The organism is Psittacicella hinzii, from assembly GCF_003585935.1.
Classification (GTDB): Bacteria; Pseudomonadota; Gammaproteobacteria; order Enterobacterales; family Psittacicellaceae; genus Psittacicella; species Psittacicella hinzii.
The window spans coordinates 42,174-52,926 of sequence record NZ_NRJG01000020.1 but is presented as its reverse complement, the minus strand read 5'-3'; the positions used below and the strand labels follow the sequence as shown (position 1 = coordinate 52,926).

Annotated in this window: 3 protein-coding genes; 2 read left to right on the top strand and 1 reads right to left on the bottom strand. The window is 39.1% G+C overall.

All coding sequences use genetic code 11. The annotated features are described in order from the left end of the window. Window positions 1-169: 169 nt before the first annotated feature. Window positions 170-3,400: a DNA polymerase I gene (polA, locus tag CKF58_RS01255; protein ID WP_119530176.1), complete on the bottom strand. Its 3,231-nt coding sequence runs from the start codon at window positions 3,398-3,400 to the stop codon at window positions 170-172. Between the two features lie 303 nt (window positions 3,401-3,703). Between polA and CKF58_RS01250 the strand changes: the two genes are divergently transcribed. Then, window positions 3,704-6,814, top strand: coding sequence for a hypothetical protein (locus CKF58_RS01250; protein ID WP_119530175.1), 3,111 nt, complete (start codon window positions 3,704-3,706; stop codon window positions 6,812-6,814). A 5-nt stretch (window positions 6,815-6,819) separates the two neighbouring features. Next, on the top strand, window positions 6,820-10,752 hold the full coding sequence (locus CKF58_RS01245) for a glycosyltransferase family 25 protein (RefSeq protein WP_119530174.1): 3,933 nt from the start codon (window positions 6,820-6,822) through the stop codon (window positions 10,750-10,752). Window position 10,753: the final 1 nt, after the last annotated feature.

Below are 10,753 nucleotides of genomic sequence, written 5' to 3'. Positions count from 1 at the left end.
TATTCCAAAATTACAAAATATGACTATCGATTAGGTTTACAAAATAGGTTAAGGGTAGAGAGGAACTCCTCTCTACCCTTAACTATTCTCACAACCTTAATCTATGGTAAAAATTAGGTTGTAAATCTCTATCAAAGCTGTACCCTCAAAATGATCCAAACTTGCCAAGTTATTTTTTCCAGTGATCACCTACCGAGAATTCTACTAATAAGTTCACTCCTGGTAAGCTTACACACTCTTCCATTAATTGCTTAATTTGTGGCACATAGTTATAAATTAAGTGTTCTGGAATCGAGAATACTAACTCATCGTGTACTTGTAATAACGGTAGCACTTCTGGCATTTTCTCAGTAATAGCTTTATTTAAAGCCACCATGGCGATTTTAATAATTTCGGCAGCCGAACCTTGGATTGGATAGTTAGTCGCATTACGTTTTTCCGCCTCAGCTACCGGACGAATTGTCGACTGAATGCGTGGTAATGGAATTACTCGCCCTTCAATTGTTTGTACGTACATACAACTGCTTGCTTTATTAATTGTCTTATCAATAAAGCCCTTAATGCTTGGATAGGTCTCAAAGTAACTATCAATATAAGCTTTAGCATCTTGACGGCTAATGCCTAATTCGATTGATAAACTATAAGCCGTTTTCCCATAGTTTAAACCGAAGTTAATCGCTTTAGCAATTTGACGTTGTTTGTACTCTACTTGATATAGTGCAACATTGAAAAGTTTAGAAGCTGTACGAGCGTGGATATCTTCTCCATGGGCAAAAGCTTCTAACATATGCTCATCTTGTGATAAACATGCAGAAACTCTTAACTCGATTTGACTATAGTCGAAACTTACAATCTTATAGCCAGGTTGGGCTACAAAGCTCGCACGGATTTCTTTAGCTATATCTGAACGTGCTGGTACGTTTTGTAAGTTTGGATCTTGCGATGATAAACGTCCAGTTACCACTTGCGTTTGTTGGAACGTGGTGTGGATCATTTGCTCTTTATTCGCTTTAGCGAGTTCAATTAGCGGTAATACGTGGGTACTAATAATAGTCGTTAATGAGCGGTACTCTAAAATCGGCTCAATAATTGGATGCGATAACTCACGTAAAGCTTCAGCACTGGTCGAACCATTATTCATGTCTGGTAACATGAGTTTTTCAAACAGGATTTGTCCGGTTTGTTTTGGAGAGTTAATATTAAACTCTTGTCCGGCTAACTCATAAACCTTAGCTTCAACTTGTGCAATTTCAGCCTGTAAAGCTTGAGCAACAGCTTTGAGACGCGTATAGTCAACTTTAACCCCATTAACTTCCATGGCATAGAGGTATTTCCATAGAGGTTGTTCAACTTGCGCGTAAAGTGAACTTTGCGCAAGGGTTTTACAGCAACTATAAAGTACTGGCATAAAGGCAATACTTTCATTTAGCGCTGTCATAATTTGCTCAAGATCAACTTTAGTTTTTAAGTATTTAATTGGCGTAAAGTCTAGACCAGTAAAAGCTTTCGCATAACCAGCAATATTAGTATCTTTAACTGCTGAGTTACGTGTATAAGCTAGCACTTTGAGATCATGCACATTCGCGCCTACTTGTTGTACGGTTGCTAAGTCTAAAGCACAAATATGTGCTAGATCTTTTAAGTCACTTACTAAAACTGGAATATGCGCATACTTCTGATCCAAAAGAGGTAAAACTACTAACTCTTTAAAAGCCCCCACAAAAGCTTTAAAATTTTCGGTTACATATTGCGCAGATTTCTCTTTAGCAACAAAGATTTGTCCGGTAAGTAATTCTTGAACTCCTTCAAACGATAAGCTAAATACTTGGCGACTTGCAAACTCTGTTTGCCATGCCGGACGTACATAGTTACTATCTAATGCCGCAACTTGTTTCTCTTGCGCTAGAGCCTGTTGGTTGGCCTCTTGCGCTGCTGTGTCTGTTTGACTTTCAACCAGTACTTTTAGAGCCACAGGTGTTTTATGTAGTGGGTTGAATTCCCAGAGCAAACTTACTTGTGCCGCCTGTGCTAAAGCACTCATTAAAGGACTAGCTTGTAAAGCTCGACTAAAAACTTGTTGCTTAGCTTCTAATGAAGTAAGAGCGGGTAACTCATCACTTACGCTCGAGAGATTAATTAATTGTTGCTCAACAATCTTGTCAGAGTAGTTCGTAAGATCAACCGCAAACTTCTCGGTACTTGCTAAGAGAGCTAAATCTTGCTCCGTACAAATATAAGCTTCTTGTTTATCTGCTTTTGCTCCTTTAGAGCTCTTCGAACTTTTTGTTTTACTGTTGGCGCGCGCACGTGATGAAGCTGGAGCTTCACTAGCAGGAGTACCATCAGGCAGCAAACCTGTATTAAATACTTCTTGACGCTCTTCAGGTGTTAAATGCTTGATCGCAGTTTTATTGATTTTCAGGAACGGACGTGATTCAAACATTCCATGCTCAGAATGATAGGCTGCAATCCCAGGTTGTACTAAATCTTGTTTATCTTCTAAGAAGTGCAGCGTATTTGCCATTAAAGAACTACGTAAAGAATTTAATTCGTACTCTTCAACAATTTGCAAGATTTTGTTTACATCCGGATCTTGCATCACAAAATCTTCTAACTCAATATTCTCGAGCGGCACTTGGGTGTAAATAGTTGCTAGTTTATACGATAAGAAAGCATTCTCACGTCCTTCAAGTAAACGCTTCGCTAGGGTTTCTGGACGGAGATTAGTTACTTGTTTGGTAAACTCTCCATTATCGATTGCACGGTAAATGTCTTCTAAACCACCATAACCATTAATAATGGCAGCCGCTGACTTCTCTCCGACATTTTTTACCCCTGGAATATTATCAGCACTATCACCACAAAGGGCTAAGAAGTCAATTGTGTACTCAATTGGTACACCAAATTTAGTATGAGCATTTTTTAGATCATAGCTAGACTTACCTTCATCACTTAGACTAATATGTTCATCGATTAGCTGAATAAAGTCTTTATCGCGCGACTCAATAATTACGTGATGCCCTTTAGCACTGTGATACTTAGCAATAGTCCCGATTACGTCATCGGCCTCATAGCCATCAATAATACGCACTGGGAAACCCATGGCTTTAATAAGTTTAATAATCGGTTCAAACTGTGCTTTTAATTGTTCATCAGGTGAGGCACGATGTCCTTTATATTCGCTATAAATTTCTTGACGGAACGACGGACTCTTTGGGTCAAAAACTACCACAATGTTTTCTGGTAACTGATTACGCCACAGAGCATTTAAAGAAGTAATAGTACCGTTAATAGCACCGGTATCTTGTTTTTTCGAATTTAAATATAAATCTAAGAAGACATGATAGTTACGAAAAATTAAGGCCGTACCATCAATAATGTATAAGGTTTGATCAAACATAGAATATCTACTTTTAGGTCATTTCTCACAAATTAAGGTTACTTAAGCCTTAACTGGTAAGCTCTGACTTGAATGGGATTGCCATTCACATAAATCTTGGTTAATTAGGGATGAAAAAGTCCTTAAATTTTACCATATATCAGCAATCAAACGCGAAGTATATCAAGCTCAACCTTTGCGCAGGACAAGCAGAACTATCAGACATAACTAAAGGGCATTATGTAGTAAAATATAAGACGTAAAAAATTGTCTAACTTAAGAGTAAGCTTTTACTTTTAAGCTAAATTATTATTCGATTTATCCATGAAAAACTCATTCTTATCTTTGCCAGAAGTCACTAACCTTTGCAAAATCGTGTGGGGTAGTGATTCTAAGATAGCAGCAGATTTCTATACGCAGCCTTATGCCGAAGAATTTACGCAATTTAGCGGCTTTCAGGCTGGACGCTTGAGCGATGATCAGTACTTTGTACAACAATTAGTACGTTTTGGTTATCTCGTGCCAAGTGATCTAGATACGCAAGCCTTACCAGATCTGGTAACGCAAGCTCCTCTGTATGCAACTCATACAGACTATTTAGAGCGTTTACAACATAGTTTAGCTCGCGCTAGTGCTTTAACTCTAGAACTAGCACCGTTAGTAGCTTACGGAGAAGCTTTAGCTAATGAACTATTAGCGCAAAGCACTAATCTTCAAGCGCATAAAAAAGCTAGCACTAACAAAGCCGCTAACCTAGACAAACATACGCTACAAAACACCGCGCTTACCAATAGCCAACAACTTAGCACTAATGCTTGGGGACAAACAATTATTACAGCCTCTGACGCAGCAAGTGATTTAGTTGACATTGCCTCACTTCTTAGCGATAAGACACAAGCTACTTTAGGTACTAAAGGCTTATTACGTTTACGTCTGTTTTGGCAAGGTACTAAAGCGCAAGCCGCGCAATTACAAGGTAAATTTACCCTTAAGCAAATTAATGCCGCAGTAACGCAACGCCTCATTTACCAATACATTGCCCAAAACTCGCAACTCCAAGAGCAAGAGTGGGTAATGGTAGTTAATGAAGAGTTAAAACTCTTACCAGATTGGCGCTTACGTGTTGAGCAGTATCTGCAACTAGTAACAATCTTACAGCAATCTCTAGCGAACAATGCAGAACTACAAGCTCTTCGAGTAAAAGCAAACACTGCTAACCCTGCTAGCTCTCGCGTTGATATAAGCTTTGCTAACACTGATAGTGAATTAGCTTCAGCTACAAAGGATACTGACGCTAATACTAACGCTACACAAAGCACAGTTCAAAGCACAGAACAAATTGTAGCTCAAAGTACAGCTAAAAGTTCAGCTCAAAGTTCCGAGCAAGAAAACTTTGTAGCTTATAAACAAACCTATCGCCAAGCTTTACTGCAAGCTTATAGCGAACTCCCTGAATATTTACAAACGGCTCTAGCACGTGGTGAACATGCTTTAGTAGCTTTACTAGATCGTCTGGTACGTACCGGTTTAATTAAATTAGGGAACCAACTCTATCAAGCTAAAGACTTAACTCTTGCTAATTGGGTAAATGTCGATAATCCGCATAAACATCCAAGCAACCTAGTTAGCATTGCCGCTCATCAAGTACATCTAAATTTAAGCACTAGTCCAAGTGCTTATCCGCAAGTAGCTGAGCAAGATATACATCTCGGCTTAGAGTTTTTACAAGCTTTACAAGGTACGGGAGCTGCTGGTTTTTTAGTCTCTAAACGAGCCCTACTACAGAACCATATCGCTAGTACTACGAGCATAAGTTTAGATCAAGCTGGTTTTACTACTAGTCAAGCTCACAGTAAAATCCTGCAAAAACTAGGCTGGCAACCTTGTGTCCCTCAAGGACGTTATTCACTCTTAGCTGGAGCATTTAGTAATTGGCAACAAGGACAAACCGTTGTCGCTAATGCAATCCCAAGTTTAGGTATGCTTTTAGCTCAAGAGCAACCAGCAGTAGCAAATGCTTGGGCAACTATAAGTCAAGCTCTCTATGATGTAAATTATCAAAAAGGTACACTAAGTACTGGTTATGACTATTTAGCAACCATGCGTAAATATGTACTTGCACCAGCTGCAGCCCATAGTAGTCACTTAGATGCTTTAGGTTTTATTACTCCTGCAGCAAGTATCTCTTATACCACTTTAGGTAATAGTGCAACTAGTCAAGAAGTTTTAGGTAACTTCTTTGCGCAAGAGAACACGGTCGATTTCCAACTATGTAATACTCTTGCCCTTAACCATAGTACAAACCTGCAAGAAGCAACTTCTAAGTTAGATCTAGCTGCACTACTGCAAGATTTAAGCTTAAGCAATTTACAAACTCTTGCTCAACAAGTAAACGCTGATCAAAGTATTCTTGCTTACGATTATTTACTCCTAGTGCCACGTACGGCATGTTTTAGTGCAGATTGGTATAAGCAAGCAAATCAAGCTTTAACTCAAGCATTTGTACGTGCAGGTGAAGTACCAATCTTTATTATTTTACCGGTTAATAGTACTAATACCTCAAGCACTACTTCAAGTACTAACACAAATGAGACTAGTGCAACAAGTACAACAGATAATGTAACTTCAAGTGACATATCTCTTACTAACGAGCAAGTTAGTACCGCTACTTTAGCTTCTTTAGGAGGGATTATTGTCGCTAAACGAGCTTTACCTAAGATTGTGCAACAACTTGCAGCAGGAGAAACGGTTGCTGCGTTAGCGATAAACGGCATAGTTACCCACTTAGCTCCTTTAGCTCTGGATGTTGAAGCGCAACAAACAAGCTTACTCGCTTATGAACTAATGCAACAAAGCTTAAACTCAAGCGTTGCATTACATGACCTAGAACTAAGTGAGAAGCAGTTTGCGCAATTAGCCAAAGATTTACAATTAAGCCTTGCTGAGTTAACTAGTACTTTAAGCTGTGAGCCGCAAGTAGTTACTGCTAAGCAAGTAAATTCTTCTACAACCGCCGAAGCAGAAGCTACTGCAGAAAGTAATTCTCATTCAGTTTCTGACGGTGACACTTCTGCTAATAGTGACACTACTGTAAGTACCGACGCTACTGCAAATGCTGAAACTACTACTGCTGCTGTAAGGATCTCTCAAGCACAAAGTAAAACTAAAGGTGGCTTTTTCCGCAACCTCTTTAAAGGCAGCAAGAAAGAACCTAAAGCAGAGCTTAAAGCTGAATCTAAAGCTAACGCTAGCAATGAGGACAAAGTAACTAACAACCATCAAGCTTATAGCGAGCAGGTAAACAAACAACAGGAAACGTCTGCTTCTAAGAGCTCTTTAGTTGCAAATTCTGCAAACGAGCAAGCAACTGTATATCAGTACCAACTAGATTTAAGAAAATTAGCTGACTTAATAGTAGCTAAACAACTGTCTTAATATTTATGACTAAATTACCCCTTTTAGCCAGCATTCCTAAATTTGTTATAGAAATGCCTACCGGTAATAAGCCGGAACTAGACTTTTTTCATCAACCATATGCAGCAATGTTTACTCCAATTAAAGGGGTAGACATTGTTAAGCTTATGCTTGAACGTGGACAAATTAGCCAAGAGATGGCTAATTTGTACCATCCTGCTTTTGAGTTTGATATTAATGCTCCAGGTTTTACTACTGACGAATATGAGCATGCCCCATTCTTAAAAGCACTCCAACCCTATTTTGACTTTTATAAGTACAAAGAACAGTGTTCACCTTTACCTTCAACTGTCTTATCGATCCAAAGCGTAAACGAAGCTATTAGCGTTAATAATCTGTTAGCTCATGTTGCTTTAGATCCGAATATTGCTAATGGACAGTGGGTTTTAGTGTGTGAAGATCAAGTTAATCTTCATCCTGAATGGGCATGGCGTTTAGAAAGTATTCTCGCGAGTTATGGTTTAAGTGGACAATTACAAAGAGATCTTTGTACGCAAGAACAACTTGTAGCTTTAGAGCAGCGTACGACCGCAGAAGAACGTCAATACTTAAATAACACTAAATACATCTTCTTAAGCTATGATAAAAATGCCTCTTTTGCCCAACTAAGCAAAGAAGAATTAGATAATTTAGGCATTTATCCTGAAAGCCAGATCGATACCGATGTAAGCAGTTACACCTATAAGTTAAATTCGATTTTAGGGCAACAAGAAATTAACCCGTCGAATGTTTTTAACTTCTATCGTGGTGCATTCTTCCTGATCCGCAAACCAGCTTTAAGTGAAAAAATTGCTCCGTCTGTAATTCGCGCTTTAGATAAGCTGACTTATGGACAAGCTTTTACTACTCTAAACTCATCAGGGATCGTAAAAGTACAAAGCCTCAATGGTGATAACACTCATGAATCAGTACCTCTAGCCGTAAGTGAACAAGCCATTGCGCGTCAGCAAGCAGATTTACCAGAATACTTAAAACAAACAACTGCTAACTGGCAAGAATATCACACCCTCTTACCGTTTGATGGGAATCTGTACTGGACTAAAGATGCTGTGCACTTTATTATGGAGTTTACTACCCATAGTGTAGCTATGGCAAATCCAGCCCTAGGAGTACACACGCGTAAAGATAATGCCAATAATCTACACGACGCGCAAGCGCAACAACTAGCTTTACAAGCAAGTATGGCGCTCGGCTTTGAGCAGCAAAGTCATGCCATTACTTCTCATGGTTATGATTACTTAAGTAATATTCGTAAGTATGTAATGACGACTACTGATAATCAGCAATATTTAGGGCGCTTCTTTAGTCAAGAAAATACTAAAAACTTTACCGCTTGGCCTTTACCTAGCATCGAAAAATGGGATTTAGAGCAGGTCGAGCAAAGTTACTATTATCCAATTGACATGCAACGCTCGCAACCGGTACAACCGCGTTTAGAGACTACGGCGCTAACCTTAGCACAACGTGAGTTACTGCTAAGCATTGTTAATGATCAAACCATTGCCGATGATGACTTTGTGCTAATTGCTAAAGACCGAGCATTATTACGTCCATCTTGGTATAACACTTTAAATAAAGCCATTGGCTTTATGCATCAACGTTATCCAGAGTGTAACTTATTATTTACTGGGATTGGCGCGGTTGAATCTGGTTTTAGACCAATTGATGATCCGAATTTCAATACTAAACTCGAACTCTTACGTAAAAATAACTTACATACCCAACAACAAGATTGGGTGCACCCTCTAGGTGCTGATCTCGAAGCAGCAGTAAGTAGTTCATATATTTTTAGTGAATATCCTTTAGTCCTGATTCGTAAAAAAGCACTAACGCAAAAACTGCAAGCCGATGATTATCGTGATCGGAGTAAACTTTACCTCGATCGCTATGCGTCGCTGTTTGAGTTTAAAGTGGGTAGTTGTCTGTGGTTAAACCCAAGTTTAGCTCTAGTTTATAGTCAAGAGAAAATTAGCCAAAACCCAAGTGCGGCTACGCAAGAAGATCATTCGGTTGATTATTTACTACATGGTGAAGTTGAGCAGCAAGACTTAAATAAATTAATTGCTGAATATCCTGGTAAACCGCAAGATATGCAGCAAGCATTAATTCAAGCGCAAATTGAGCGTATTAATCCTTTACCTGCAACTAAATTGCCAACTGATGAAGACATTACGCGTGCTGACTACTATAAAACCGGTGAGCTCAATGCTCCTTACGTACCTGAAAACCTCGACACCAGTGATTTAACTGCCGAGCAAGCTGCTAAAATTGCTGCTGACAAACCATGGTACTTTGGGACAGATGTGCCAATTACCGAGTTAATTGCGCAACAAGAGCCAGAACTTCAAGCTAAAATTCAGCAAAAATCACCAGAATTACAAAATCTGGCTGGATATGCACGTGCTGGCTTTTTACCAGATAAACTAGCCAAAGTTAAAAAATACGTAATTAACTTACCTTCTTCGGTAGATCGTCTGCAAGCCTTTATGCAGCAGTCGCATATTGCCGACTTTTACGTGCACCATGCTGTAATCGGAAAAAACCTCAACCAAGAAGAAAAAGAAGCAGCCTTTGATATTCCGCGTTATCACGCACGTTACAATCGTGAAATGCAGCCAGGCGAATATGGTTGTTCCTTATCGCATACGCAAATTCTGCGTAAAGCTTTATATGATCCTGAACTCGATCTCGATGATTGGGTAATGATTATCGAAGATGACACTAAATTACATCCAGATTGGTATAACTTACTGAATCAGATTTTAATTTATGTTGAGTATCATTTACGTGATCGTGTAATGATTATTAACGGGGCGCAAAACCAAGTACCTCACTTTAACTTCTTAGAACCAGAAGAGTTCTGTAGTGTACACTCGTTAAACTCAATTGTTCCAGGCTATCATGAAATAGCTCCAGATACTCTAGGTATAGGTTTATTACAAAAACCTTTCCCTGCTGGTGCAGGTTTCTACCTAATCAAGAAACGTCTGCTCGTGGCTGAACGTAAACGTATTGAAGGTAAAATCGACTGGGTAGGTGATGACATTGCTGCTTACTATCGTTTTAGACCTGGCATGTTTGCCTACACTAATCCACAAATGGGTTATGACGATACAGCTCTTGAGTCTATTCTTAATGCTGAACGTATTGCTAGTCTTGAGCGCGAGAAAATCAAACTGCGCTCAGTGCCACTTACTTCTCCATCTGAATATTTACAAGCTAGTCACTACTTTGTGATCCAAAAAAGCTTAAGTGAAGAAGAGATTAACCGTAAGTTCCCAGGATTTACGATCATTCCGTTTAAAGACTATGCTGCTTTACCGCGTGCTGAACAAGAAGAGTTATTCGACTTCGAACGCTTTAAGCAATCGTACGGACGAGAAATTACACCTGCAGAGTTAAATCTAACTCTGGCACACCAAGCTGCGTGGAATCATATTCTGCAAATGCCAATCTCGAACTTTACGTTCCACTTTATTGTAGAAGATGATCAAGAGTTAATCCATGATTACAAATATAAGCTCAATTGCTTATGTGATTATGTCGATACGCGTCTAGATTTAGATACACTCTTAATCATGACTTCAAACTCGATTCAAGAACAAAGCTTTGAGAATAAGTTACCTTATGAACAATGGGAAGCTAACCATCTCTTTGTTCCAGAAGATAAGTACTTCCACGTTAACGACGAAATCGATATTGGTGTAACTACGCGTAAAACACCAAACGGTTCGGGATCGTACATCTTCTTAAAATTCGTACCAAGCGTTCAACATCATTATTTAACTAATGGTACTAAACGCTTCTTCTTAGCAAGTGATTATGTGTTAGGTATGCCATATAGCGTTAAGTCTATTGCCGTATGCCAACCACCTATGACCATTTCCTCTCAAAAATAGG

Coding starts and splice junctions, on each gene's coding strand:
- polA (WP_119530176.1), bottom strand. CDS start 3,400: ATGTTTGATCAAACCTTATACATTATTGATGGTACGGCCTTAATTTTT.
- CKF58_RS01250 (WP_119530175.1), top strand. CDS start 3,704: ATGAAAAACTCATTCTTATCTTTGCCAGAAGTCACTAACCTTTGCAAA.
- CKF58_RS01245 (WP_119530174.1), top strand. CDS start 6,820: ATGACTAAATTACCCCTTTTAGCCAGCATTCCTAAATTTGTTATAGAA.